The sequence below is a fragment of the Komagataeibacter melaceti genome, assembly GCF_003403295.1.
Taxonomy (GTDB): domain Bacteria; phylum Pseudomonadota; class Alphaproteobacteria; order Acetobacterales; family Acetobacteraceae; genus Komagataeibacter; species Komagataeibacter melaceti.
In genome coordinates this window covers 1-25,091 of record NZ_QUWV01000151.1, presented here as the reverse complement: position 1 = coordinate 25,091, position 25,091 = coordinate 1, and the positions used below count along the sequence as shown (strand labels likewise).

Annotated in this window: 21 protein-coding genes, 1 tRNA gene and 1 pseudogene; 16 read left to right on the top strand and 7 right to left on the bottom strand. The window is 66.2% G+C overall.

Going from position 1 to position 25,091, the window contains the following annotated elements; genetic code table 11:
• The first annotated feature begins 148 nt into the window (after positions 1-148).
• The 4 genes from DY926_RS14660 to DY926_RS14645 are packed head-to-tail and all read left to right on the top strand — an operon-like array spanning position 149 to position 6,541.
• Positions 149-2,992 (top strand): DNA translocase FtsK, encoded by a 2,844-nt coding sequence (locus DY926_RS14660; protein ID WP_116704045.1) that lies wholly within the window; start codon positions 149-151, stop codon positions 2,990-2,992.
• Positions 2,989-3,744, top strand: coding sequence for an RluA family pseudouridine synthase (locus tag DY926_RS14655; RefSeq protein WP_116704044.1), 756 nt, complete (start codon positions 2,989-2,991; stop codon positions 3,742-3,744). Before DY926_RS14660 ends, DY926_RS14655 begins: the two co-directional genes overlap by 4 nt.
• Positions 3,726-5,834 (top strand): hypothetical protein, encoded by a 2,109-nt coding sequence (locus DY926_RS14650; RefSeq protein WP_116704043.1) that lies wholly within the window; start codon positions 3,726-3,728, stop codon positions 5,832-5,834. Before DY926_RS14655 ends, DY926_RS14650 begins: the two co-directional genes overlap by 19 nt.
• Positions 5,835-5,869: 35 nt before the next feature.
• The gene (locus DY926_RS14645) at positions 5,870-6,541 is read left to right on the top strand and encodes a histidine phosphatase family protein (protein ID WP_116704042.1); all 672 of its coding nucleotides are present in this window, start codon (positions 5,870-5,872) and stop codon (positions 6,539-6,541) included.
• Positions 6,542-6,546: 5 nt separating this feature from the next.
• On the opposite strand, the gene DY926_RS18025 is transcribed toward DY926_RS14645, so the two are convergent.
• On the bottom strand, positions 6,547-6,678 hold the full coding sequence (locus DY926_RS18025; RefSeq protein WP_274541808.1) for a hypothetical protein: 132 nt from the start codon (positions 6,676-6,678) through the stop codon (positions 6,547-6,549).
• Between the two features lie 283 nt (positions 6,679-6,961).
• Here DY926_RS18025 and DY926_RS14640 point away from each other — a divergent pair, with 283 nt between their 5' ends.
• From DY926_RS14640 to DY926_RS14625, 4 genes are all read left to right on the top strand, one after another.
• The gene (locus tag DY926_RS14640) at positions 6,962-7,396 is read left to right on the top strand and encodes a nucleoside deaminase (protein ID WP_116704078.1); all 435 of its coding nucleotides are present in this window, start codon (positions 6,962-6,964) and stop codon (positions 7,394-7,396) included.
• A 120-nt stretch (positions 7,397-7,516) separates the two neighbouring features.
• Positions 7,517-9,088: a Do family serine endopeptidase gene (locus tag DY926_RS14635; RefSeq protein ID WP_116704041.1), complete on the top strand. Its 1,572-nt coding sequence runs from the start codon at positions 7,517-7,519 to the stop codon at positions 9,086-9,088.
• Between the two features lie 186 nt (positions 9,089-9,274).
• Positions 9,275-10,189: a bifunctional methylenetetrahydrofolate dehydrogenase/methenyltetrahydrofolate cyclohydrolase FolD gene (folD, locus tag DY926_RS14630; RefSeq protein ID WP_408886074.1), complete on the top strand. Its 915-nt coding sequence runs from the start codon at positions 9,275-9,277 to the stop codon at positions 10,187-10,189.
• 30 nt (positions 10,190-10,219) lie between these two features.
• Positions 10,220-10,957, top strand: coding sequence for a methylenetetrahydrofolate reductase (locus DY926_RS14625; RefSeq protein WP_116704039.1), 738 nt, complete (start codon positions 10,220-10,222; stop codon positions 10,955-10,957).
• 21 nt (positions 10,958-10,978) lie between these two features.
• On the opposite strand, the gene DY926_RS14620 is transcribed toward DY926_RS14625, so the two are convergent.
• The gene (locus tag DY926_RS14620) at positions 10,979-11,560 is read right to left on the bottom strand and encodes an NUDIX domain-containing protein (protein ID WP_116704077.1); all 582 of its coding nucleotides are present in this window, start codon (positions 11,558-11,560) and stop codon (positions 10,979-10,981) included.
• Between the two features lie 202 nt (positions 11,561-11,762).
• On the opposite strand from DY926_RS14620, the gene DY926_RS14615 reads away from it, so the two are divergent.
• From DY926_RS14615 to DY926_RS14595, 4 genes are all read left to right on the top strand, one after another.
• On the top strand, positions 11,763-12,956 hold the full coding sequence (locus DY926_RS14615; protein WP_116704076.1) for an MFS transporter: 1,194 nt from the start codon (positions 11,763-11,765) through the stop codon (positions 12,954-12,956).
• A gap of 49 nt (positions 12,957-13,005) precedes the next feature.
• Positions 13,006-13,590: an LOG family protein gene (locus tag DY926_RS14610; protein ID WP_116704038.1), complete on the top strand. Its 585-nt coding sequence runs from the start codon at positions 13,006-13,008 to the stop codon at positions 13,588-13,590.
• Positions 13,591-13,646: 56 nt separating this feature from the next.
• Positions 13,647-13,723: transfer RNA gene (locus DY926_RS14605), tRNA-Pro, on the top strand.
• Between the two features lie 185 nt (positions 13,724-13,908).
• Positions 13,909-14,691, top strand: coding sequence for a polyprenol monophosphomannose synthase (locus DY926_RS14595; protein WP_116704036.1), 783 nt, complete (start codon positions 13,909-13,911; stop codon positions 14,689-14,691).
• A gap of 77 nt (positions 14,692-14,768) precedes the next feature.
• On the opposite strand, the gene treF is transcribed toward DY926_RS14595, so the two are convergent.
• Positions 14,769-17,930, bottom strand: coding sequence for an alpha,alpha-trehalase TreF (gene treF, locus DY926_RS18140; RefSeq protein WP_456305934.1), 3,162 nt, complete (start codon positions 17,928-17,930; stop codon positions 14,769-14,771).
• 115 nt (positions 17,931-18,045) lie between these two features.
• Between treF and tldD the strand changes: the two genes are divergently transcribed.
• A complete protein-coding gene (gene tldD, locus DY926_RS14585) occupies positions 18,046-19,509 on the top strand; it encodes a metalloprotease TldD (protein WP_116704035.1) in 1,464 nt (487 codons plus the stop codon).
• Positions 19,510-19,524: 15 nt separating this feature from the next.
• On the opposite strand, the gene DY926_RS14580 is transcribed toward tldD, so the two are convergent.
• The 4 genes from DY926_RS14580 to DY926_RS14565 form a co-directional block, all read right to left on the bottom strand.
• Positions 19,525-20,271 carry a pyridoxine 5'-phosphate synthase gene (locus DY926_RS14580; protein ID WP_116704034.1) on the bottom strand — a complete coding sequence of 249 codons (747 nt, stop codon included), beginning with the start codon at positions 20,269-20,271 and terminating at the stop codon, positions 19,525-19,527.
• Positions 20,268-21,257, bottom strand: a complete 990-nt coding sequence (gene pdxA, locus DY926_RS14575; protein ID WP_116704033.1) for a 4-hydroxythreonine-4-phosphate dehydrogenase PdxA — start codon at positions 21,255-21,257, stop codon at positions 20,268-20,270. The genes DY926_RS14580 and pdxA overlap by 4 nt, the downstream gene beginning before the upstream one ends.
• Positions 21,250-22,656, bottom strand: a complete 1,407-nt coding sequence (locus tag DY926_RS14570; protein ID WP_116704032.1) for a M20/M25/M40 family metallo-hydrolase — start codon at positions 22,654-22,656, stop codon at positions 21,250-21,252. The genes pdxA and DY926_RS14570 overlap by 8 nt, the downstream gene beginning before the upstream one ends.
• A gap of 75 nt (positions 22,657-22,731) precedes the next feature.
• The gene (locus DY926_RS14565) at positions 22,732-23,016 is read right to left on the bottom strand and encodes a hypothetical protein (protein WP_116704031.1); all 285 of its coding nucleotides are present in this window, start codon (positions 23,014-23,016) and stop codon (positions 22,732-22,734) included.
• Positions 23,017-23,160: 144 nt separating this feature from the next.
• Here DY926_RS14565 and DY926_RS14560 point away from each other — a divergent pair, with 144 nt between their 5' ends.
• The 3 genes and pseudogenes from DY926_RS14560 to DY926_RS14550 all read left to right on the top strand — a co-directional run.
• Positions 23,161-23,604, top strand: a complete 444-nt coding sequence (locus tag DY926_RS14560) for a LapA family protein (protein ID WP_116704030.1) — start codon at positions 23,161-23,163, stop codon at positions 23,602-23,604.
• Positions 23,605-23,654: 50 nt separating this feature from the next.
• A complete protein-coding gene (pyrF, locus tag DY926_RS14555; protein ID WP_116704029.1) occupies positions 23,655-24,362 on the top strand; it encodes an orotidine-5'-phosphate decarboxylase in 708 nt (235 codons plus the stop codon).
• Between the two features lie 20 nt (positions 24,363-24,382).
• Positions 24,383-25,000 (top strand): annotated as a pseudogene (locus DY926_RS14550) (phosphoribosylanthranilate isomerase); the annotation flags it as partial.
• Positions 25,001-25,091: the final 91 nt, after the last annotated feature.

Here is a 25,091-nt window from a genome sequence, read left to right as displayed (position 1 = left end):
GCCCGGCCTTCTGTCCATGGGGTTGACGGGGTTATAGTTATCTCCTTTGCCGGAAATGGCGGCATGCTACGCAATGGCCATTTCCCTTGTGTTTCTGGTTCCCGCAGGCATCTGCGTGCCGGGACCATACTGATCAGGATGTGGATTTTTGGCGATCTTCAGCCGTTTTATCCCTGACTCGCTGTCCTCCGCGCCCGAGCGTTCGCGGCTGCGCGAACGGCTGGCCGAAGCCGGAGGGCTGGGACTGTGGATTCTGGCGCTGTGCCTCGCCATCGCGATGTGGAGCTATGACCCGCGCGATCCGTCCGCCAATACATCCAGCGCCCAGCCACCGGCCAACCTCATGGGGCGGCCGGGCGCGTACATGGCCGACATCATGTTGCAGGATTTCGGGATCGTGGGGGTCATCGCCATCCTGTGCCTGCTGGCGTGGGGCTGGCGGCTGATCCGCCATCATGGCCTGGCGTCAGCACTGCTGCGTGTCATCGCCCTTCTGTGCGGCCTGCCGGTCATCGGGGCGGATATTGCGGCACTTCCCCTGTTGGTGCCGCGGTTTCCTGCCCTGCTCTGGCCGACCGGGGCCGGGCTGGGGGGCGCGGTCGGGCTGTCCGTCGCCCATATGTCCATTCAGGCCGCGACCGGTTTCATCGGGCGTGGTGGCCCGCTTATTGTCTGGTTGCTCGGGCTGGTTCTGGGCGGCCTGCTTCTGCTGCTGGCCTTTGCCCTGTCCATATCGGAATGGAAGGGGATCGGCCGGGGCATAAAATTCGTGCTGCGCCAGCCGGTGGCCGTAGCCCTGTGGCTGCGGCGACTGGCCAGGCAGACAGCGGATGCATCCGCCAGCCCTGACGAAACCGTCCACCCGCTCCGTCGGCAGGCGCCCGATTTTCCCTCGCCACTTTCCGCTGCCCTTGCATCCGGGCCGGAAGCGCCTTTCACCACAGGCAGGGCAGGGGAGCCGCCTGTCGTTCCCCCGGTTGATGCCGCGCCCGTACATGCCCCGGTACCCGGCACGGCCATGATGCCGGTGGTGGAACCGGCCGTGGCAAAGCCCGCACCGCCGCCTGCCGCAAAAAGCGTGCCCGTAATGGCGAAGGAGGAAGCGCCACGCCCGGCACTGGGCATGCGTTCTAATGATGCAGGCCGCCCCGCACCGGTCTCGCTGCATACAAGCTGGATGCACCCGCCGGGCATGGATGAGGAAATCACCCAGCCCCTGCTGGGCGGGAACGCCCTGCCATCCGACCGGCTGCCCTGGCACGAGGAACCTGCGGGCGATGCGGTCGAGCCGCCCCATATCGGCGCGCATGACGAACTGCCATCCGCCGTAACGGAGCCCGCGCGCCCGACCCTTCTGTCGCGCTTCTTCTCCGGCAGCCGGAGCACGCCGGAGCCGGAAGTCTCCACCGTGATGGACGGATATGCACCGCCGCCGACCGCTGCGGCGGAAGATACGGCCTACAGCCCGTCTCCCCAGCCCCAGTGGCAGTTCCCATCCCTGTCCCTGCTCACGCCCCCACCGGCAGATGCCGCGACCAAACCGACCGACGAGCTGCTTCAGGCCAATGCGGCCCATCTCGTTACCGTGCTGTCGGAATACGGGGTGCAGGGCGAGATCGTGGCTTATCACGCAGGCCCGGTTGTCACGCTGTACGAACTCCAGCCCGCGCCGGGTATCCGCGCCGCGCGCGTGATCGGCCTTGCCGATGACGTGGCGCGTTCGCTGTCGGTGCTGAGCGTGCGCATTGCAACCGTGCCGGGGCGTAATGTCATCGGTATCGAGGTGCCCAACGCGCGGCGTGAGACAGTCTATTTTTCCGAACTGCTCATGGACCCGCAATGGTCGCATGCGCGCGCCCGGCTCAACCTTGCACTGGGCAAGGATATTGCCGGGGAATCGGTGTACAGCGATCTCGGCTCCATGCCGCACCTGCTCATCGCGGGCACGACCGGCTCGGGCAAGTCGGTTGGCGTGAATGCCATGATCCTGTCACTGCTGTACCGTCTCTCGCCCGACCAGTGCCGCCTGATCCTGATTGACCCCAAGATCCTCGAACTTTCGATTTACGAGGGCATTCCCCACCTCATGACCCCGGTCGTGACGGAACCGGCCAAGGCTGTGGCAGCGCTCAAATGGGCGGTGCGGGAAATGGACCGGCGGTACCGCGCCATGGCGCATCTGCAGGTGCGCAACATCGCCAGCTACAACGACCGCGTGACCGAAGCGCGTGAACGGGGCGAGATCGTGACCCGCCGCGTGCAGACCGGCTACGACCCGGAAACCGGCAAGCCCACATTCGAGGAGCAGCAGCTCGCCCTCGATTCCCTGCCGTACCTCGTGATCGTGGTCGATGAGATGGCCGATCTCATGATCGTGGCGGGCAAGGAAATCGAGGCCCTGCTGCAACGTCTCGCCCAGAAGGCGCGGGCGGCGGGCATCCACCTGATCCTGGCAACCCAGCGCCCGTCGGTTGACGTGATCACCGGCACCATCAAGGCCAATTTCCCCACACGCATTTCCTTCCAGGTCATCAGCAAGTTCGACAGCCGCACCATTCTGGGTGAGCAGGGTGCCGAGCAGCTTCTGGGCCGTGGCGACATGCTGTTCATGCAGGCGGGCGGGCGGATCACGCGCGTGCACGGGCCGTTCGTGGATGACAGCGAGGTCGAGGCCGTCGTGGCCTTCCTGCGCACGCAGGGTGAGCCGATCTATGATGATGATGTCATCTCCCCGCAGGAAGATGACAGCGCGGGCAAGCCCTTTTCCGCCCCCGGCGGCGGGGGGGAGGAAGACGGCCTGTTCGCTCAGGCGGTCGAGGTCGTGGCGCGGGAGGGCAAGGCCTCCACATCATTCATCCAGCGCCACCTGTCGATCGGCTATAACCGCGCGGCCAAGATCATCGAACAGATGGAAAAGGAAGGCCTTGTCAGCGAGGCCAACCATGTCGGCCGGCGCGAAGTACTCATGCGGCGCCCCACGGAAGACGAATGAGCGCGGCCATCCCTTCGCGCCAGGCACCGCCTTCCGTTCCCCCGCCTTTTACGGTCCTGTTCCGGGACAACAGGTTTGTGGTCATCGACAAGCCGCCCGGTCTGCCCGTCCATCCCGGGCGGCTGGGCGGCCCGAGCGTGGAGGACTGGTTCACGCATCTCTCCCGCCACCGCAACGGCCCGTGGCTGGCCCACCGGCTGGATCAGGATACATCGGGCTGCCTTGTCATCGCCCTGCGCAAGCAGGCGCTGGTCGCGGCACAGGCCTGTTTTGCGGCCGGTCAGGCGCACAAGACATACTGGGCCATGGTGCAGGGTGTTCCCACGGGCGCTTCGGGCGTGGTGGATACGCCGCTTGCGCGGGTGGAGCAGGGGCGGCAGTGGTCCATGCAACCCGCGCCAGCAGGCGGGCAGGAGGCCCGTACGCGCTGGCGCGTGCTGGGGCAGGGGCGGGATGCGGCGGGCCATGCCGTAAGCTGGCTTGAACTGCGCCTCGAGACCGGGCGAACTCATCAGGCCCGTGCGCATTGTGCCCTGTTGGGGTGTCCCATACTGGGTGACAGCCGATATGGCGCACGCGCGGAAGGGGCGTTATACCTTATGAGCCGGAGCATTTTCCTGCCACTGGACATTCCCGTACATGCCACGGCCATGCCACCGGAACATATGCGCCGTCTCATGGCACAGGCAGGCTGGACCCTGCCGCCTGATAACGTGGAAAAGGAAGCAGCACGGTGTTCGCCCACACATTGACGCAGGAACTGATGCGCGTGCTGGAACGGCCGGACCTGCGTGTGATTGCGGGGGAGAGGCGGATCATGCTCGATCCGGCGCTGGCGCTTCCCTTCCGCATCCTGCCCGATGGGGCGATCGTGCTGGGCATGCCCACGCAGGGGCAGCAGGAAGTCACGGCCTTTTACCTGCGCCATGCGCTGGAACTGGCAGCCCTGCTGGAAACCGCGCCAGACCGTCCCATATGCGCCGCCTTCTGTGCGGCGCGCACGGCGGCCCTGTTCTGGTATCTCGACAGCGGCCGGCAGGATGCGGATGCCCCGGCCCCGTGGGTGTCCCGTATGGCGGGGGCCAATCCGCCCCCGGTTCAGGCGCTGGCGGAAATCTGGTCATGCCTTGCCCCCCTGCAGCCCCCGCCAGCGCGGGCGGGTAATGGCGATGACATGACGCGCCTGCACGATGCGCTGCCGGGTCTGTGGCCCCTGCTTGGCCCGACCGAGACACTCATGGCCACTGGCGGCGATGCCCGGCTGAGCATTGATCCGGCCACCGGGCTCAATCACTACGGCTGTTCGCACCGGCCCCGGCCATGGGCCATTACCTTTGCGTCCTCCACCGCATCTTCACTGTCGGAGCGGGGATTCGCCGGGGCGGAGAAGGCGCGCCTGTCGCTTCTGGCCGGTGCGCTGCATGGCCGGGTGGAAGCCGCGGCCAGCGCCCTTGATGCCGGGATACAGGACCGGCTGGCTGCCCATTTTGGCCTGCATGCGGATGAAGGCGTGGTACTCGCGCCCTCAGGCACGGATTGTGAACTGTATGCGCTGGCGCTGGCCACGCTTGCGCCGGGTGGGCGGCCCGTTGGCAATATCCTCATCGCCCCGGAGGAAACCGGCAGCGGCGTTCCCCTTGCCGCCATGGGCTGCCATTTCGCCAATGATACCGCACGCGGCGTGGCGGTGACGGGTGGGGCGCTGATTGAAGGCTTTCCGGCGCATACGCTGGTCGCCAACGTCCCCATGCGTGATGCCGAAGGCCATGTCCGTGCCCCGGCCGACGTCGATGCCGAAACCTGCCGTGTGGCGCATGAAATGCGCCGGGCCGGGCGGCATGTGCTGCTGCACCGGCTGGACCTGTCCAAGACCGGCCTGCTGGCGCCGGGGCTGGATGCGCTGGAACAGGCCTGCCAGCCCGATGCCGTAACGGGGGACTGCCCCGATGTGGTGGTGGATGCCTGTCAGGCCCGGCTCGACCCGGCGCGGGTCCGCGCCTATCTGGACAGGGGCTGGATGGTCATGGTGACCGGCTCGAAATTCTTCACCGGGCCCCCATTCTGCGGGGCGCTGCTGCTTCCGGCGGGTGTGCGGCGCAGGCTGGACGGGCCGCGCCCGGTGCCGGTGGGGCTGGGGGATTACAGCTACCGTAGCGCATGGCCCGCAGGGCATGCGCTGGCGGCCCTGCCGGATGGGCACAATATCGGCCTTATCCTGCGCTGGTGGGCCGCCCTGTCGGAAATGGCGGCGTTCAGCGCCATTCCCCGTGCCGTGGTTCATGACCGCCTGAGCGGCTTCCTTACCGCGATCGAGGCGCGCATCACGGCGGACCCCCTGCTGGAACTGCTGCCGCTGGCGGCCCCCCGGCGGCCCCTGCTTGAAAATGCATGGGACTGCCTGCCCACCATCCTGTGTTTTTTCGTCCGCGCGCCCGACTGTACGGGCGGGGGCTTTCGCCCGCTGGCGCTGGCGCAGGCGCGGCGGCTCCATGCATGGCTCAATACCGACCTGTCGGACATTGTTCCGGCGGATGATCCTGACGCGGCCCTTGCGTCTGTCCTGTGTCATGTGGGCCAACCGGTGCCCGTGGCCCATCCCGGCCTGCCGGGCGCCATTGCGGGGGTGCTGCGCATTTCCGCCGGGGCGCGGCTTGTCTCAGGCGAACCCTCGCATGAGGGCATGGACCCCACCGGGCGCCTGCGCCGCGAGGCCGGTAACGTGGGCCGTATCCTTGACAAGGTCGGGCTGATCCTGCGGCACTGGTCACGGCTGAGCAGCGCGGACCCGGTGCAGACCTACCTGCCGCATGGCTGGCGGGCGCGGGCGATCCTGCCAGCCTGACAGGTGATGATTTTCCTTCCTGATGGATTTCGCGAGTGACAACCCAGAGCAATCACGGCAATTTTCTCGATACCCCGCAACTGCAGTCAGGGATTACCCGCTTCTGGCTTATCCGCCATGCCCTGGTGGAACAGAATGCCCGCATGCACCTGTATGGCACGATGGATGTGCCCCTGTGCCCTGACAGTCTGGTAGCCCAGCGCCGGATGTATGAATCACTGGCGCACCGGCTGCCCCGTCAGGCGCTGTGGTTCACATCACCCCTGCGCCGCACGCACCAGACAGCCCGCGCCATCCAGGAAGCCGGGTACGGCCAGCGGGACTGGCGGATCGAGCCGGGCTTTATCGAACAGTCCATGGGGCAGTGGCACGGCATTACCCATGACAGCCTGCCCGAAAGGCTGAGCCTGCCCGCCCATCCGTTCTGGTCCGTGGGGGCGACGGAACTGCCGCCGCAGGGGGAAAGCATGGTGCAGGTCTGCGCCCGGGTGGGGGCGTGCCTTGACCGGCTGGCCAGCGAACATGCGGGGCAGGACATGATCGTGGTCAGCCATGGCGGGGCCATTCGCGCCGCCCTGGCGCATGCCCTGCGGATTCATGCGGAAACCGCGCTGCATTTCTCGATCCAGAACCTTTCGCTCAGCGTGATCGAACGCCTGCCCGAAGGCTGGCGTATCGTGACGGTGAACGAACTGCCCATGCCCTGATCCGCCTAGCGCGAATGGAAGGCCAGCATGCATGTCAGCGCACAGGGTTCGCCCGGCTGTGCGTAGCGGCTGCTTCGGTCGTCTGCTGTCGCCATTCCCGCAACAATGGCGGCGGTGGCCAGAATCAGTGTAAGCATATGCATGACCTTACCCCCAAGCGTGTGGGTCGGCTGCGGTCCGGGCAGGTATTGCGGAACCCAGAAAAGCACCGCCCTGTGTCTGTCTGCCTGATGGGCATGCCCGCGACTCCTGTCGCGGCATGTCACGTTCCTGAAACGGTTGGCGCGCGCTCCCGGTTGCGCCTGACGGTCAAAAAATACCGTGGAACAGGTACGGCATGGCATGGGTGACGGAATGGCCCGCGTGGGCCGTCACGATCGGGGGGAGATGATGCGCGCATCCCTGTTGCCGGGTCAGTTCATGGATATCGCCATGGCGGAGGCACGTGCTGCCGCCGGGCGTGGGGAAGTGCCGGTGGGTGCTGCTCTGTCCGGTCCCGGCGGCGTGCTGCTGGCGCGCGCGGGCAACCGGGTGGAGGAATGGCGCGATCCCTCCGCACATGCGGAAATGCAGGTGATGCGCGCGGCGGTCCACCAGCTTGGCGGTGAGCGCCTTGGCGGGTGCGTGCTGTATGTCACGCTGGAGCCATGCCCGATGTGCGCGGCGGCAGCCACGCATTTCCGGCTCGGGCGTATCGTGTTCGGCGCCTATGACCCCAAGGGCGGCGGCGTGGAGCATGGCCCGCGTGTATTTTCCCATCCGCGCTGCCTGCACCGGCCCGAGGTCGTGGGCGGCGTGCGGGAGCGTGAGGCGGGGGCGCTGCTACGGGATTTTTTCCGCCACCTGCGCGCCTAACCTATTTGTCATGCAACGGTATGGGACGGGCTGGCCTACTTGCGGCACAATGCTGGCAATGGGACTGTAAGCGTTGGCGGCCAGTCCCGCCCGTTGTTCCGAGATTGCAGCAGGACCATCATGTTCAGGGGTATCATGTCAGACGTATTACGGTCGAACACCATTTCCTTGCGCCGGTTTCGTAGCCATCTGCTGGCTTCCCTGGTGGCCGGCACGGTCGCGGGGGGCTGCCTGTCCGCCGCCATGCCCGCCCGGGCCGATGACAGCGGGGTCATCCGCCCTGATACGCAGATCCAGCAGCTGCCGAATTTCGTCAATCTCGTAAAGCAGGTCAAACCGGCGGTTGTCTCCATCACGGCGCGCATCAAGGACCCTGACATGAGCGAGGAAGGTGGCGGCGGCGGCATGCCCGGCGGCTTCCCGTTCCCCTTTCCGTTCCAGATGATGCCGCAGCAGGGCCACCAGACGGTGGAGGCACGTGGTTCGGGCTTCATCATCTCGGCTGATGGCTACGTCGTGACCAACAACCATGTGGTCAAGGGCGCAAGCAAGGTGACCGTCACCCTCGATGACGGCACGGCGCTGCCCGCGCGGATTGTCGGGCGCGACTCCAAGACCGACATCGCCCTGCTCAAGGTCACCCCTTCGGGCAAGCTGCGCTTTATCGAACTGGGTGATTCCGACCGGGTCGAACCGGGTGAGTGGGTCGTGGCCGTTGGCAACCCGTATGGCCTTGGCGGCACGGTAACGGCCGGTATCGTCTCCGCCCGTGGGCGCGATATTGGTGATGGGCCCTATGATTCCTTCATTCAGGTCGATGCGCCCATCAACCGGGGCAATTCCGGTGGCCCGCTGTTTACGCAGGACGGCAAGGTCGTGGGGGTGAACACCGCCATCCTGTCACCATCGGGCGGGTCGATCGGGATCGGCTTCGCCATTCCGTCCGATACCGTGAAGAACGTTGTCGACCAGCTTGAAAAGACCGGCCACGTCACGCGCGGCTACCTTGGGGTTACGGCGCAGGCGATCACCCCGTCCATGGCCAGTGCGCTGGGTATGAAGCCGTCCGCCTCCGGCGCACCGGCTACCGGGGCGCTGGTGGCCAGCGTCAGCGCAGGCAGCCCGGCGGAAAAGGCCGGGCTGAAGGCGGGTGACGTGGTGACGGCGCTCAACGGCCAGTCCATCGACAATCCGCACACGCTGGCGGTCAAGGTCGCGTCCATCGTGCCGGGCACCAAGACAACCGTATCCTACCTGCGCAACAACAAGCCCCAGACGGCCAGCATCACCATTGCCAGCCTGGGCAAGGGCGGCACGGCTGACAGCACGGTGGGCGATGCCCCGCATGATGCGGACAAGGGCCCCCGTCTGGGCGTGACCCTTGCGCCCCTTACGCCCGACCTGCGCCAGCAGCTCGGGCTGGAAGATGGCGTGCGTGGCGTGGTCGTGAGTGACGTGCAGCCCGGCTCCCCGGCCGAGCAGGCGGGCATTCACGCGGGCGATGTCATTCAGGCGGTGGGCGAGGTGCCGGTCGAGAACCCGCGCGCCACGGTTTCCGCCATCCGGCAGGCCCTGCAGGCCAACCATTCCGTGCTGCTGCGGGTGGTGCGCAACGGGCAGAGCGTTTTCGTGGCGGTCAGCCCCAATACGGATGATGGCGACGCCGCCCCGGGCGATGACGACGACCAGTAAAACCCGGCGGGCATGAACCCACGGCTTTCGGGGCCGGTGCATCGCTGCGCCGGCCCTTTTTTGTATTCCCTGGCGTATGGGACGGATTTTTTGCCGTTTCGCCCAAAAAAACGGGCTGCGATGATTGTGGCGGGGCTGTTTCTTGCCTTATCTGCTCGCATCGTCACGTTTGTTTCCGGAGGGATGATGACCGGCCCAGCAATGCCCGACACGCAGGAACCATCCCGCGCGCGCCTGATTGACGGCAAGGGATTCGCCTCCCGCCTGACACAGGACATCGCCGCCGATGTGCAGTCTTTCTACGACCGCCATCACATCACCCCCGGCCTTGCCGTGGTGCTGGTGGGCAATGACCCGGCCAGCGAGGTCTATGTGCGCAACAAGGCGCTCCAGACCCACCGCGCGGGCATGCGCTCGTTCATGCACATGCTGCCCGCCACCACATCGCAGGATGAACTGCTGGGGCTGATCGCGCGCCTGAACGTGGACCCCGAAATCCATGGCATCCTTGTCCAGCTTCCGCTGCCCGCCGGGCTGGACCCGGTCGCGGTCACCAACGCCATCGCCCCGGAAAAGGACGTGGACGGGCTGGGCGTGGTCAATGCCGGGCGGCTGGCGCTGGGCCTGCCGGGCCTTGTGCCCTGCACCCCGCTGGGCTGTCTGCTGCTGCTGCGCCATTACGTGGGTGACATGCGCGGCAAGGACGCGCTGGTTATCGGCGCGTCCAACCTTGTCGGCCGCCCCATGGCGGAACTGCTGCTGCAGGAGGGCTGCACCGTAACCGTGGCGCATATTGACACGCGCGATACGGCGGCCCTTGCGCGGCAGGCGGATATCGTGGTGGTGGCGACCGGCGTGCGTGAACTGGTGCGGGGCGACTGGATCAAGCCGGGTGCCACGGTCATTGATGTCGGCATTTCCCGTATCACGCTGCCTTCGGGCAAGACGCGGCTGGTCGGGGACGTGAAATTTGACGAAGCCGTGCAGCGTGCGGGCATGATCACCCCCGTACCCGGTGGCGTCGGCCCCATGACGATCGCCTGCCTGCTCCGTAACACCCTTGATGCCGCACGCATGATTGTGGAAGCACGGGTGCGCTGAACGCGCTGCCTGCGTGCACAGGAAAGAAGAATGACCCTGACTTCTGTAGAACTGATCCCGCGTGACCGTGAAACGCTGATGCACGACGCACGTGAGGTCAGTGAGGTATTTCCCGATGCGCAGATGATCAATATTCCCGATCTGCTGCGTTTCCCCCTGCGGAGCTGGGAGGCGGCGGCCCTGATCCGCCCCATCTTCCCCCGCGTGGTGCCGCATATACGCGCAATCGACATCCCCCCCGATGCGCCTCTGCCGGGGGCGGAGGACGAGGGCCTGCGCGAGGTGCTGGTGGTGCAGGGGGACCCGCCATCGGACCTGAAGCACCGGACCTATCCCAACACGACCGAGAGCATCATTACCCGCTACCGGCGTGAGGCACCGCATCTGACGGTATATGCCGCGTTCGACCCCTATCGCCGCGCGCCGTACCTGGAGATGGAAGCCATCGCGCGCAAGAAGGACGCGGGTGCGGCCGGCCTGTTCACCCAGCCTGTCTTTGACATGCGCATGCTGGATATGTGCATGAACTGGCTGCATGGGGAAAACGTGTTCTGGGGCATCTCCCCCGTGGTCGGCCCCAAGTCACGTTCCTATTGGGAAACGACAAACCACGTCATTTTTCCCCCCGATTTCGAACCGACGCTGGAGGCGAACATCGCCTTCGCCCGGCAGATGATGGACGCGGTGGCGCAGGCGGGAGGCAACACTTACCTCATGCCGCTGCGCGTAAATCTGGCGCGCTACCTCACGCCGCTGCGCAGGGGGTAGGGGACCGGGGCGCGGGAATGGTCAGATCCATCCCCGCGCCCGGATCAGCCCGAATGTCGCGATCGTGACCATGCAGGTGATGCGGCCATCAACGATCATCGCCTCCATTTCCGCCAGTGTCACGGTATGGCACGTGATGTCCTCTTCCGTTTCCTCACGCTGGTGCGGGCCCTGTTTCAGCCCGGTGGCTAGGAAGACCCGCCCCTTCTGCGTGGTAAAGCCCGGCCCCTGATACAGCAGCCCGGCATCGCGCATGTTACTGGCCACAAGCCCGGTTTCTTCACGCAGTTCGCCACGCGCCACCTCCTCGGGGGCCGCGTCGGGGCGGTGTTCCCACATGCCCATGGGCAGCTCCCACATCCGCCTGCCCACGGGGTAGCGATACTGGCGGATAAGGGTCACGCGCCGTTCCTTCCCGCCAGCGTCATCCCATAGCGGCAGGATCACGACAAAATCCCCACGTTCCACCACGCCGTACAGGCCCTGCCTGCCATTGGGGCGGATGATGATGTCCTCCCTCACGCGGGTCCATGGGTTTTCATAGGCGGTACGGGTGGAAACGGTCACATATCCGCCTGCATCCGGCGTGGGGGATTGCGTCATGGGGTGTCCATCCTCTGTAATCATACCGAACATGCCCTGATGCCATGCAACAGGGGCAGGGTGCGGGAGTTGATGCTGGCGTCAGGATTTTGCAGTTCTTTGAGTAATCCGTACTGTTATTTCATTCCGAAGCCATTCTGTCCGCCGGTCCGGGCCGCTGTTATCCGCGCCGACCGATCCTATCGTGGAGTTTACGCGTATCATGTCCGGCTCGCAGGCCTCATCGGTGTCTCATACACGGCGGATACTGTCCGTCGTACTGTTCAATCTCCTGTGTTACATAGATATCGGCCTGCCGATGGCGGTCATTCCGGTTTTTGTGCATGAGGTGCTTGGCTACAATACGGTACTGGCGGGGTTTGCCGTTTCCATCCAGTACCTCGCCACCTTCGCCTCACGCGCTAGCGCAGGGCGCCAGACGGATCGCATGGGGGCCAAGCCCACCGTGGTCAAGGGACTGGTCATATGCACCCTGTCCGGCGTGATGCTGCTGCTGGCGGGCGTGCTGCTGCATTTCACCATGCTGTCCATCATGCTGCTGATCCTGAGCCGTATCCTGCTGGGCATTGGTGAAAGCTGGACTGCGACGGGCGCCATCATATGGAATATCGGGCGCGTGGGCGCGGCACGGACGGCGCAGGTCATCTCGTGGAACGGGATTACATCCTATGGCGGGATCGCGCTGGGCGCGCCGGTCGGGCAGCTCCTGTCCGGCCTGCCGTTGCCCTATGGCGGGTTGACCATGGTGGGCGTGCTTTCGGCCGCGCTGGCCCTGTTCGGGTTCGTGCTGGCGCGGCAGTACGAGCCTGTGCCGCCTGTGCCCAGCAGCGGGCCGCCCATGTCCTTCCGCGCCGTGTTTATGCGGGTGCTGCCCCATGGACTTGTGCTGGCCTGTGGTTCGGTCGGGTTCGGCACGATTTCCGCCTGTCTTGCGCTGTTCTACGCCAATAACCACTGGGACGGCGCGGCCGTGGCCCTGACCGGGTTCGGGATCATGTTCTGTCTGGTGCGGTTCCTGTTCGCTCGCCAGATCGACCGCCGGGGCGGCCAGTCCGTCGCACTCGTGTCGCTGCTGGTGGAGACGCTGGGGCTGGTGGTGCTGTGGCAGTGCCATACCGTGGCGGGCGCGGCCATCGGGGCGGCACTGACCGGGGCGGGGTTCTCGCTGGTCTTTCCCGCCATGGGCGTGCTGGCGGTGACGCGCGTGGGGCCGGAAAACCGGGGGGCCGCGCTGGGGGCCTTTTCCGTTTTCCTTGATATCGCGGTGGGGCTGTCCGGGCCGTTGCTGGGGCTGGTGATCCAGACAATGGGATATAGCGCGCTGTTTCTTGTCTCGGCCCTGTTTACGCTGGCCGGTGTGGGTGCGACCATTGTACTGAAATTCCTGCCGCGCTGAGCCTGCACGGGCGCGCGGACTGACATTTTGTGGGAGCTGAGCTGGATAGATGCAGATTTCATCCGTGGCCGTTTTTTGTGGTTCGCGTTTCGGGGCGCGACCGGAATACGCAGCGCAGGCACGCGCGCTGGGTACGGCGCTGGGGCAGGCCGGGCTGCGACTGGTCTATGGCGGGGGCCATGTCGGGCTGATGGGGGCCGTGGCGGACGCCACGCTGGCCGCAGGCGGCGCGGTCACGGGGGTCATCCCTTCCTTCCTGCATAGTCGTGAGATCATGCATGAAGGGGTGACGGACCTGACCGTGACCGAGACCATGCATGAGCGCAAGGCGCTGATGTTTGCCGCATCCGACGCATTCGTGGTCATGCCGGGCGGGCTGGGCACGTTTGACGAGACCATCGAGATCATGACCTGGCGGCAGCTGCGCCAGCATGACAAGCCGATCTACATCGTCAACATCGCAGGCTGGGCGGATGCACTCCTGGCCATGATCGAGTCCTGCATTACCGATGGTTTTGCTGCCGCCACGGTGCGTGACCTGTTTACGGTGGTGCCCGATGTCCCGGCCCTGATGGCCGCGCTTGCGGCCCTGCCGGTGCAGCCCGGCGCGCGGGACAGGGTCGCGACGCTGTAAATCTTTTCATCTATCCCCTTGCGTAAAAAGGCATGGGCTTGTATAGCCGCCTGCAACGGAGTGTAGCTCAGCCTGGTAGAGCACTGTGTTCGGGACGCAGGGGCCGGAGGTTCGAATCCTCTCACTCCGACCAGTTTTGCAGGCCGGTCACCATAAGGTGGCCGGCCTGTTTCTGTTCAGGGCATGTCCCGGCCATCAGGTTGCGATGGGGGATGAAATGTTTTATTTCAGGTTGCTTCACGGGCCGCACATGGCCCACAGGGTCACCCCCGCATTTTCCTCCTCACGTTTCGTGACATCCCGGGACTTTGACTGATCATGCAAGTTGCCGCCGCGCCCGCGCATAATGACATGCATGCCCGGTGCGCGCCCCGGCCGGGGCCACAGCTCAGTATCATCATTCCATGCTATAATGAGCGCGGGAATGTCGAACCGCTGGTCCGCGCGGTTGCCGCGGCGGTTACGCGGTATGACTGGGAACTCATCTTCGTCGATGACAATTCGCCCGATGGCACGATTGAGGAAGTCTGGCGTCTGGCCCGGGCCGACAGCCGTGTGCGCGGGATCGTGCGCATTGACCGGCGGGGCCTGTCCTCCGCCGTGATCGAGGGCATCCTGTCCTCATCCGCCCCGATTGTCGCGGTGATGGATGGGGACATGCAGCATGATGAAAGCCTGCTGGAGCAGATGGCCGATGCCATAAGCACGCAGGGCTATGATGTTGCCGTTGGCAGCAGGCATGTCGAAGGTGGTGATAACAGCGGGCTGGCCAATGCGTGGCGGCTGCTGCTGTCAAATGCGGGCATACGGATTGCGCAGTATTTCCTGCCTGTCCGGATCACCGACCCGATGAGCGGTTTCTTTGCCGTCCGCCGCGATCTGTTTGTCAGATCCGTCCATGAACTGTCGGGAACGGGGTTCAAGATACTGCTCGATATGCTGATGGTCCAGAAAACCGCGCCCCGGATCATAGAACTGCCGTTTGTTTTCCGTTCCCGTCAGGCGGGCGAAAGCAAAATGGGCCGGAAAGTACTTTTCCAGTTTGTGCAGATGATTTCCTACCACCTGCGGGCCAGAAAAAAGCAGGGTGCGAACAAATAGTACATAAGGATACTATTTGTTACGCACCCAAGGCATGACGGGTTGATGGAAAGGGGAGAAGTGATTCTTCCCTTTACTTATTTCGAATCCGGCGCAGGGGCACCCGTTGCACCCGTTGCACCCGTTGCACCCGTTGCACCCGTTGCACCCGTTGCCGGTTTGCCCGTTTCCGCAGGCTGGTCACCTGTCGTGGTCCCTTCCGGTGCCGCTGCCGGGGATGCCGCAGCCCCATCATGCGATGGCGTAGCCTGCGGCTCTGGCGCGGTGGAGGGGGCAGGCGTGGCCGATGCCCCGTCCGGTGCGGGCGTGGCTTCTGGCGCTGGTGTGGCGGGAGCCACCGGGGCTGCATCTGCTGCTGGCGGTGGGGCGGCAGGGGAGGTCGCCGGACTGTTCGCCGGGGCCGTATCGCTCGGGCTGGAAGCTGGCGGGTTCGTCGCGGGAGGGGACTGGGGCGCGGGCGTTGATGCCGGTGCGGGAGCAGGCTGTGTGGCCTGGGTTTGCGCACCCTGCGTTTGGTTCCCCTGTGTTTCCTGACCGTGGCTGTCCCCACTCTGGCCATCATGCGCGGGCTGCGGTTCACCCCCACTGGCCGGTGCGGCCTGGGTCTGCGACTGCGATGGGACCTGCGGCGTGGGTGGCACCATGTTGGGTGATGAGGGCGCGCTGGCTCCCACGGTGGACATCTGCGGCAGCGTCGGGGTCGGGGCCACCGGCGGCGGGGTGAGTGTCACGGCAGGCTGGCTGTAGCGGCTCAGTGTCTCGGCGTCGCTCTGCACATTGTAGGCATTCATGGGCGGCAGCGGCTCGGGGGAGGGCTGGTCAGCCGCCGGGTTCCGGTCAAGCACCACGCGCGTATTCTGCGGGTAACGGTTCATGAGGCCCAGCAGCGTGCCATTGGTCCAGCCAAAGCCGATCTGCATCGGGTATTCCCCGCCGCCCTTGCCGCCCTTGGGGCTGATATAGGGATTGACCACATCGTATTTTTCCAGCAGCACGCCGGATTTTTCATAGGTGCCGATCACGCGGCCCATCCAGCGCGCCGCGATGTCACTGGCCAGCGCGTCATAGCCGTACTGGTTGAAACCCTTGACCGCCATCCATTGCAGCGGCGCCCAGCCATTGGGTGCATCCCACTGCTGCCCGCTGGTCCGTTCGGTCGCGATCAGGCCACCCACCTTGAGCAGGTTCTTGCGCACGGTTTCCGCTACCGCCTTGGCCTGTTCGGGCGTGGCCATCTGCAGGAACAGCGGCATGACTGTCGCCCCGGACAGGATGGAGGTGGATTCCCCCTTCTTCCAGTCATAGTCGATGAAGGCGGCGCGCCGCTCATCCCACAGGAAACGGTGCAGCGCGTCGATGCGCTCCTGCGCCATGCGGGCATAGCGGGCGGCATTTTCCTTGTCGCCCTTCAGGTCATAGGCGTGGGCCAGTGTCTGCTGCAGGTGCGGGATCAGGCTGTTGAGTTCCACCGTCAGCAGTTCGGTCGTGTGGATGGTGGACAGGGTGCGGCCATCGGCCAGCCAGCGCGAGGAGAAATCCCACCCCGTTTCCGACCCCGCGCGCAGGTCGCGATAGACCTCCTCCTTCGGGCGGTCGGAATGTGCGGCGGTGGCGATGTCCTGCGGGTAGCTCTCGTCACGCGGGGTGTCGCGGTCATCCCAGTGGCGGTTCATGAGCGTGCCGTCAGGCATGCGCACCACATGGCGGTAGGCACCCCCCGGTGGCACGGAGTCCTGCCCGTCCATCCAGTAATCATATTCCGCCTGGAGTTCCGGCAGGAAGGTGAGGTACGCCACCTGTCCGTCATGCATGGCCAGAAGGTCAACCATGAGCGAGAAGAACGGCACCTGCGACCGGCTGAGGTAATAGGTCCGGCTGCCGTTGGGGATATGGCCGTACCGGTCGATCATCGAGGCCATGTCGCGCACCATGTCGCGCATGAGGTCGATCTTCTGGTTTTCGTACAGCCCGATCATGGTGAAGTAGCTGTCCCAGTAATACAGCTCACTGAACCGCCCGCCGGGCACGACATAGGTATAAGGTAGCGCCAGAAGCGAGGAATAGGCCACCTGCGTATCGGGCGGGCGGCTCAGTACTTCCCACATGCCGCTTATGTAGTCGCGCACGTTCTCATCGGGGCTGCGTTGGTAGGATACGGTCTTGCGTTCGGGCAGCGTGAAGTGCTGCGCCACGAAATCCTTGAGCGAGAAGTCCGGCCGCAGCCGGGCCAGCTTGTACTCCGCCAGCAGGTCGGCCGGGGCTTCGTCGGGTATGGCGTCCGCGGCGGTCTTGGCGTCGGTATAGATATGGGCCTCGCCAATGGCCTGGAACAGCCCGTCCAGCACGATCGACGGCGGCCGCAGGTCCTGTGTCAGGGCCGCAGGCAGACCCGCGACGGAGGACAGCGCATCGGCAGGGGGAATGGGCGTGGTACCGCTTGACGCGGCCCCTCTCTCCTGCGCCGGTGTCTGCGGTGTCTGCGGTGTCTGCGGTGTCTGCGGTGTCTGCGGTGCGGGCGTGCTGGCGGTGGCAGGCGGCGCATTGTCGGGCGCGGGCGCTACGTTGGCAGGCGGCGTCGCGGTTGCCGGGGCCGCAGGGGCAGGCGTGGGTGCCTGTGCAGGCGCGGCACTAACGGGTGCTGGTGCTGGCGTCGGTGCGGGCGTGGACGCGGCGGCAGGTGCCGCGTTTTCATGCGCGGCCGTCCCGTCCTGCGGGGCAGGGGCAGCCGTTCCCGAAACTTCGGGGCCGGGCGTCTGGGCCGGAGGTGTCGCCGGAATCGGGGCCTGGGGCGCAGGCGGCATGTTTCCGCTCCCTGAAAGCGGTTCAGGCGTGGGCACCGAATCGGGTTGTCCCGTTGCCGGTGCCGCCGGTCCGGCTGCCGTGCCGCCCGGCTGTTCCGGCGCGGGTGGTGTTGCTGCCGTCCGTTCCGTGCCGGTGGAGGGCGCGGAAGGGATGGCAGCCGGAGATTGCGCGGGGCGCGCCTGTGACGTGACGGATTCCGTTTCTGTCTGCCCCAGCGCGGGTGTGCCCGCATACAGAAGGCCGACGACAAGTACCCCGGCCTTTTGGGGAATGAACCGGGACAGATTTGAACCACACAGAAGGGAAATTCTCACGAGACGCCATTTCTCCGGACAATGGAAATCCGATCTTTGTACACTGTTCAGCCTTTCAACCCTATCACAAAGGGAAACAGCCCAAATGAAAGGAAGTTCATTTTCCCGCATGGCACCTGTCATGAGCGCACCCCAACTTTCCCATAGGGGTAAATCGGGCTATGCTGTCTGGCCCCTCCCGGCCCGCGCGGCCTGAGCGTTCATTTCCTTTCGTTCCGCCAACCGGAGTTTCCGTTTCATGCCATCCTCCCTTCAGGGGCTTTCCCCGCTGGCCGCAACCGATGCCCTGTTTTTTGAACGCGCCGGGGCCCGCCTTGGCCGACCGGATGCCGAACGCCTGGTCCAGCAGGCGCTCGAAGGGATGGATGACGGGGAACTGTTCCTCGAATACCGGGAAAGCGAGGCCATTGCCCTTGATGAGGGCGTGATCCGCTCGGCCACGTTCGACACATCCTCCGGCTTTGGCCTGCGCGCCGTGCTGGAGGCGGAAACCGGTTTCGCCCACTCCGATGAAATCAGTGAAAGCGCGATCCGCCGCGCTGCCGAGACCGTGACCCAGATCCGGTCGGGCCGTACCGGCACGCTGGCGGCGGGGCCGCGCGCGACCAACCACCACCTCTACCCCGACATCAACCCGCTGGCGGAGGGGGCGTTCGCCACCCGCGCGGCCATGCTGTCGGAACTGGATGCCTATGCCCGCGCGCGTGACGCGCGCGTGGTGCAGGTCATGGCCTCCCTCTCGGCGGAATGGCAGGCTGTGCAGATCATGCGGCCCGACGGGCAGCGTGTGGCCGACATCCGCCCGCTTGTGCGCATGAACGTGTCGGTGGTGGTGGAACAGGACGGACGGCGCGAAAGCGGTGGCCACGGGCTGGGTGGCCGTTATTCCTATACCCGCCTGCTGGCTCCCGATGTGTGGAAGGGCGCGGTGGACGAGGCGCTGCGCATGGCGCTGGTCAACCTGGACGCCCGCCCCGCCCCGGCGGGCGAGATGGAGGTCGTGCTTGGCGCGGGCTGGCCCGGCATCCTGCTGCATGAAGCCGTAGGCCATGGGCTGGAAGGTGATTTCAACCGCAAGGGCACGTCGGCTTTCGCCGGTCTCATGGGCAAGCGTGTGGCCGCGCCCGGTGTGACGGTGGTGGATGATGGCTCCCTGCCCGAACGGCGTGGCAGCCTGACCGTTGATGATGAGGGCACGCCCACCGGCCGCACCGTCATGATCGAGGACGGCATCCTGACCGGCTACATACAGGACCGTCTCAACGCCCGGCTGATGGGTGTGGCACCCACGGGCAACGGGCGCAGGCAGTCCTATGCCCACGCGCCCATGCCGCGCATGACCAACACCATCATGCTGGGCGGTGACGCCACGACCGAGGACATGATCCGCAGCACGAAACGCGGGCTGTACGCGGTCAATTTCGGTGGCGGGCAGGTGGACATCACTTCGGGCAAATTCGTGTTTGCGGCGTCCGAGGCCTACCTGATCGAGGATGGCCGCGTCACCACGCCCGTGCGCGGCGCAACCCTGATCGGTAATGGCGCGGACGCCATGACCCGCGTCACCATGATCGGGGCCGAGCCCGCGCTTGACCCCGGCATCGGCACCTGCGGCAAGGCCGGGCAGGGCGTGCCGGTGGGGGTGGGCCAGCCGACCCTGAAAATGACCGGCCTGACCGTGGGGGGCACCGGCGGTTCCTGACCGCCGCCGGGCACGTCAGCCGCGCGCTGCCGCCATCAGCGCCTTCATGTGGCGGATCACGGCGGGCAGGCCGTCAAAGATGGCCTGCCCGATCAGGAAATGCCCGATATTGAGTTCCATCACCTGCGGTAGCGCTGCGACCGGGGCGACATTGGCATAGGTCAGCCCATGGCCCGCATGGACCTCCAGCCCGCACCGCGCGGCATGGGCGGCACCCGTGGTCAGGCGGCCCAGTTCAATGGCGCGGGCCGTCTCGTCCGCCGCATCGGCATAGGCGCCGGTATGCAGTTCTACAACCGCCGCACCCAGGCGCGCCGCCGTTTCGATCTGCGCGGCGTCGGGGTCGATGAAGAGCGAGACACGAATCCCTGCATCACGCATGCGGGCGATCCGCGGGGCAAGGGCCTGCGCCTGCCCGCATACGTCCAGCCCGCCCTCGGTCGTGACTTCCTGCCGCCGCTCGGGCACCAGGCAGCACGCATGCGGGCGCAGGCGGGTGGCGATGGCGGTCATTTCCTCCGTCGCGGCCATTTCCATGTTCAGCGGAATCGCCAGTTCGGCACGCAGGCGCTCGAGGTCGGCGTCACGGATATGGCGGCGGTCCTCGCGCAGGTGGGCGGTAATGCCATCAGCCCCCACATCCTGCGCCAGCAGGGCGGCGCGGACAGGATCGGGATGGGTGCCGCCACGCGCGTTACGCACCGTGGCGACATGGTCGATATTCACGCCCAGCCGGATCGGGGCGGGTGAGGGTGCGCTCATGGCCTGTTCCTGTGTTCGGCCATCCGCGTGGCCATGCGCAGCGCGGCGACAAGGCTGGACGGATCGGCCATGCCCCGGCCCGCAATGTCGAACGCGGTGCCGTGGTCGGGTGACGTGCGGATGATCGGCAGACCCAGCGTGGCATTGACGCCCTGCGTCATGTCGATGGTCTTGAGCGGGATCAGCGCCTGATCGTGATACATGCACATCGCTACATCGTAACGTGCCCGGGCGGCGGGGGTAAACATGGTGTCGGGCGGCCAGGGGCCGCTCACATCCATGCCATCCGCGCGCAGGGCGTCAATGGCGGGCTGGATGATGGTCTGCTCCTCCGTGCCCATGGTGCCGCCTTCGCCCGCATGGGGGTTCAGCCCGGCCATGGCGATGCGCGGGGTGGTAATGCCAAAATCCCGCCGCAGGGCGGCATAGGTGGTGCGCGTGGCGGCGATGATGCGGGTGCTGTCGAGTTCATCAAGCGCGCGGCGCAGGCCGACATGGATGGTGATCGGCACCACGCGCAGTTCCGGGCAGGCCAGCATCATCACCTCGTGCCCCGGCATGTTGCACAGGGCGGCGAGGTATTCCGTATGGCCGGGATAGGCGAAGCCCGCCTTCTTCAGCACGATCTTGCTTATGGGGCATGTCACCACGCCCGCCGCCTGCCCGGTGCGCGCCAGTTCCACCGCGCGTGCGATGCTGGCGGTAATGGCCCCGGCATTGCGGCTGTCTGGCTGGCCGGGGCGGGGCGGGATGTCCAGCGTGACCGGCAGCACGGGCACCGCGCGGTCGAACACACCGGCGGCCTGCGCGATGGTCTCGATCTCGCGCACGGGCACGTCATGCTGGTGAATGATCTGCGCATCCCCGATCACCGCGAAAGGCTCCCCGCCATGGCGCAGGGCCCGCCACGCGCCCGCCGTGATTTCCGGCCCGATCCCGGCGGGGTCGCCCATGGTCAGGGCCAGCGGGCGCGTGGCTTCAGGCATGGGACGCCGCCATGGCGTGCAGGATGCGGACCCATGACCGGATGCCCTTGTGAAAGGAGGTCAGGTCATATTTCTCATTGGGGGAATGGGCGCGATCATCATCCAGCGCAAACCCCACCAGCAGCGCGGACATGCCCAGCACGCGCCGCATGTCGGCCACGACCGGGATCGAGCCGCCGCAGCCTATGGTCACCGCAGGCGTGCCCCATTCCGCCCCCAGTGCGGCAAGGGTGGGTCTGAGGCCGAAAGTGCCATCGGGCAGGGTGCTGGCCATCGACCCGCCACAGGGCTTGAAGGTAACGGTGCAGTCCGCTGGCAGCATGTCACGCACACGCGCGCAGAAAGCCTGCCGGATGCGGATGGGGTCCTGCCCCGCCACCAGCCGGAACGAGACCTTCGCCACGGCCTCGCCGGGCAGGACGGTCTTGAAACCCTCATCGGCGTAACCGCCCGAGATGCCGTTGATCTCGAAACTGGGGCGGCACCATGTCTGCTCGATGGCGGTGTAGCCTTTCTCGCCCGCCGCGACCGAAAGCCCGACCTCACCGAGGAAGGTGGCGTCATCGGGGGCGATCTCGGCCCAGCGCGCGCGCAGCGCCTCGGGCGGGTCCTGCACGCCCGCGTAAAAGCCCGGCAGCGTCACGCGGCCGCTCTGTGGGTCACGGATGGAGGCCAGCGCCTGACATAGCAGTTCCACCGGGTTGCGCGCGGCATTGCCGTAAATGCCCGAATGCAGGTCACGGTCGGCGCAGCGCAGGTGGATTTCCTCGCCCACCATGCCGCGCAGCATGGTGGTGACGGCTGGCACGCCGGGCAGCATCGCGGTATCACAGATCAGCCCGACATCGGCGCGCAGTTCATCACTATGCGCATCCATGAAGGGCAGGAGGTTGGGACCGCCACATTCCTCCTCGCCCTCAATCAGCAGCGAGACACGCACCGGCAGCGTACCCTGCGTTGCGCGGATGGCGCGCAGGGCTTCGATGAAGGTCATGACCTGTCCCTTGTCGTCCGACGCCCCGCGCGCGACGATGCGTTTGACGCCATCCTTGCCCGTGACCAGAACCGGCTCGAACGGCCCGGTTTTCCATAGCGACAGCGGATCGACGGGCTGCACGTCATAATGGCCGTAGAACAGCACATGCGGGCCGGCGGGAGGCGTGCGGTCATGGGCGACCACGATGGGGTGGCCCGGTGTCTCGCACAGCCGGGCGTCAAAGCCGAGGCTGTCCAGTTCATCACGCAGCCACTGGGCGGCGCACCGGCAATCGACCGCATGTTCGGGCTGGGTGGAAATGCTGGGTATACGCAGGAACGCGAACAGCCGCTCAAGCGCGGCGTCCAGGGCTTTGTCCGCCTGTTCCAGAACGGGAGAAAGGGCGGAAGGCGTGTCGGTCATGGAAACTCCGTTTGCAATCGGCGGCCGGTGCGCGATTTTGCCTGTCACGGGACCAAAAGCAACACATCCGTATTTTCAGCACTGTCCATGCAGGAACCCCAGCGCGGGCAGTGGCCGCCACGTGCGCGGCAGGTCCGCCCGCCGGTAGGGGCGGATGCTGTAATGGGGCATGGGTATGCCGTTGCGTTCCAGAAAGCCGCGATAGGCGGCAACCTGCCTGCTGCGCCATTCGCAGTCGGCCTCCGCTGCGGCGCGGGTGGGATAGATGCTGGCAATGCGTGTCTCGCGCCCGGCGCTGGCCACCACCGCCCAGGATTCATCACGGCGCGCGGTGGTACGAAAAATGACAACCTTGCCCATATGTCCTGCTCCCGTTGCGGTCGCACGGGCCGCCCGTGGCCCCATAACGCAGGCAACCACGGCTGTGGCGCACGATCAAGCGCCCCCTGCGGTGAATTGATTTCCTTGCAGGTCGCGGTTGTTGGCGTGTAGGGAAGCAGGATCATGATACGTCTTGTCATTACCCTGCCCGTGATCGTGGCGCTGATCATTTTCGCCGCCTGCAATCAGGCGCCGGTGGAACTTTCATGGCTGGAATGGAAATGGACGTCATCGCCCGGCGTGCTGGCGCTGCTGGTGGGCGCGCTGTTCTATGCCACCGGGTCGGCCAGTGCATGGATCGTGGTGCTGCGCCAGATGCGCCGCGCCCGCCGGGCCGAGCAGGAACTGCGCACCCTGCGCGCCCGCATGCCCGTGGATGAGGCCGGTCCTGCCCGCGCGCCCGGCCTGACATCGGCCCCGCCGGATTCCCCCATGCTTAAGGCTTATGCAGCGGGTAATACGCCGGTGCCCGCGCCTGCGCCCGTGGCCCCCGCACCGGTTACGGTCATGCCCGAAGCCCCGGCCACACCGGATGCGCCGCCGCCGTCCGAACGGCCTGCTGGCTGATCTTTCCCTGTTTTTTCGTTACATCCGTAGCCTGCCCGGAGTTACCGCCAATGCGTGGACGGTCCACCCGCCTGATTGTTGCCCTCGATACCAAGGATACGGCGCAGGCCGCGCGCTGGCGGCACGAGACCATGGGGGCCGCCGGGGCGGTCAAGCTGGGGCTTGAGTTCACCTATGCCCGGGGGCTGGACGCCGTGCGTGAGGCAGCGGGCGATGCGCCGCTATTCCTTGACCTGAAGCTGCATGACATTCCCAACACTGTCGCGTCTGCCATTGGCAGCCTGGCCGCGCTGCGGCCCGCCATGCTGACCATCCATGCCTCTGGCGGGCGGGCGATGATCGCCGCTGCCCGCGCGGCGGTGGACGAGACTTTCCCCGCAGGTGCGCGCCCCCTGCTGCTGGCCGTGACCGTGCTGACCAGCATGGATGCCGAGGCCCTGCATGAAACCGGGGTTGAAGGCAGCGTGGCAGAACAGGTGGTGCGTCTGGGGCGGCTGGCCGTGGGGGCTGGGGCTGACGGGCTGATCTGTTCCTCGCACGAGATCGCGCCGCTGCGGCAGGCATTGGGCGAAAAGCCGGTGCTTGTCGTGCCCGGCATCCGTCCGGCAGGCAGCGCGGTGGGCGACCAGAAGCGTGTCATGACCCCGGCGCAGGCCCGCGCGGCGGGGGCTGACTGGATTGTGGTGGGGCGTCCCATCACCCGCGCGCCCGACCCCGCTGCTGCTGCGCGGGCAATCGCGGCCGAACTGTCAGCCTGAGCCGGGACGGAGGCAGGTCCATGCCGGTCAGGGTCAAGATATGCGGCCTGCGTGATGAAGCCGGGCTGGATGCCGCCTGTGCCGCGGGTGCCGACTGGGTCGGGTTCGTGTTCTTTGCCCGCTCGCCCCGCCATGTAACGGCGGAAGTGGCAGGCAGGCTTGTCCGTGGCATGCCCGGGGACGGCCCACGGCGTATCGGCCTGTTTGTGCGCCCAAGCGATGATGAGATCCGGCATGTGCTGGACCATGTGCCGCTTGATGGCATTCAGATCTATGATGACGCATCGCGCGCCGTGGCGGTTCGTGAACATTTTGGCCTGCCGGTCTGGCTGGCCAGCGGCATCGACAGCCGTGCCGACCTGCCCACGGGCTGTGGTGTGGATGCGATGGTGATTGAATCCCGCGCACCCGCCGGGTCCGACCGCCCCGGCGGCAATGCCCGTGCATTTGACTGGACCCTGACCGCCGGGTGGCAGGCCCCCGCGCCATGGCTGCTGGCGGGCGGCCTGACCCCCGATAACGTCCAGACCGCCACAAGGCAGAGCGGTGCGCGCGCGGTGGATGTCTCGTCAGGTGTGGAATCCGCGCCGGGCGTCAAGTCACCTGAACTGATCCACGCCTTCGTCCGCGCAGCCCGCACCCCATCGGGCAGGGTGCTGGCCATCGACCCGCCACAGGGCTTGAAGGTAACGGTGCAGTCCGCTGGCAGCATGTCACGCACACGCGCGC

Excerpts from the sequence above, each read along its gene's own strand:
- DY926_RS14655 (WP_116704044.1), top strand. The coding sequence starts at position 2,989 with ATGAGCGCGGCCATCCCTTCGCGCCAGGCACCGCCTTCCGTTCCCCCG.
- DY926_RS18025 (WP_274541808.1), bottom strand. The coding sequence starts at position 6,678 with ATGCTTACACTGATTCTGGCCACCGCCGCCATTGTTGCGGGAATGGCG.
- DY926_RS14640 (WP_116704078.1), top strand. The coding sequence starts at position 6,962 with ATGGATATCGCCATGGCGGAGGCACGTGCTGCCGCCGGGCGTGGGGAA.
- DY926_RS14635 (WP_116704041.1), top strand. The coding sequence starts at position 7,517 with ATGTTCAGGGGTATCATGTCAGACGTATTACGGTCGAACACCATTTCC.
- folD (WP_408886074.1), top strand. The coding sequence starts at position 9,275 with ATGACCGGCCCAGCAATGCCCGACACGCAGGAACCATCCCGCGCGCGC.
- DY926_RS14625 (WP_116704039.1), top strand. The coding sequence starts at position 10,220 with ATGACCCTGACTTCTGTAGAACTGATCCCGCGTGACCGTGAAACGCTG.
- DY926_RS14620 (WP_116704077.1), bottom strand. The coding sequence starts at position 11,560 with ATGACGCAATCCCCCACGCCGGATGCAGGCGGATATGTGACCGTTTCC.
- DY926_RS14615 (WP_116704076.1), top strand. The coding sequence starts at position 11,763 with ATGTCCGGCTCGCAGGCCTCATCGGTGTCTCATACACGGCGGATACTG.
- DY926_RS14610 (WP_116704038.1), top strand. The coding sequence starts at position 13,006 with ATGCAGATTTCATCCGTGGCCGTTTTTTGTGGTTCGCGTTTCGGGGCG.
- DY926_RS14595 (WP_116704036.1), top strand. The coding sequence starts at position 13,909 with ATGCAAGTTGCCGCCGCGCCCGCGCATAATGACATGCATGCCCGGTGC.
- treF (WP_456305934.1), bottom strand. The coding sequence starts at position 17,930 with ATGACAGGTGCCATGCGGGAAAATGAACTTCCTTTCATTTGGGCTGTT.
- tldD (WP_116704035.1), top strand. The coding sequence starts at position 18,046 with ATGCCATCCTCCCTTCAGGGGCTTTCCCCGCTGGCCGCAACCGATGCC.
- DY926_RS14580 (WP_116704034.1), bottom strand. The coding sequence starts at position 20,271 with ATGAGCGCACCCTCACCCGCCCCGATCCGGCTGGGCGTGAATATCGAC.
- pdxA (WP_116704033.1), bottom strand. The coding sequence starts at position 21,257 with ATGCCTGAAGCCACGCGCCCGCTGGCCCTGACCATGGGCGACCCCGCC.
- DY926_RS14570 (WP_116704032.1), bottom strand. The coding sequence starts at position 22,656 with ATGACCGACACGCCTTCCGCCCTTTCTCCCGTTCTGGAACAGGCGGAC.
- DY926_RS14565 (WP_116704031.1), bottom strand. The coding sequence starts at position 23,016 with ATGGGCAAGGTTGTCATTTTTCGTACCACCGCGCGCCGTGATGAATCC.
- DY926_RS14560 (WP_116704030.1), top strand. The coding sequence starts at position 23,161 with ATGATACGTCTTGTCATTACCCTGCCCGTGATCGTGGCGCTGATCATT.
- pyrF (WP_116704029.1), top strand. The coding sequence starts at position 23,655 with ATGCGTGGACGGTCCACCCGCCTGATTGTTGCCCTCGATACCAAGGAT.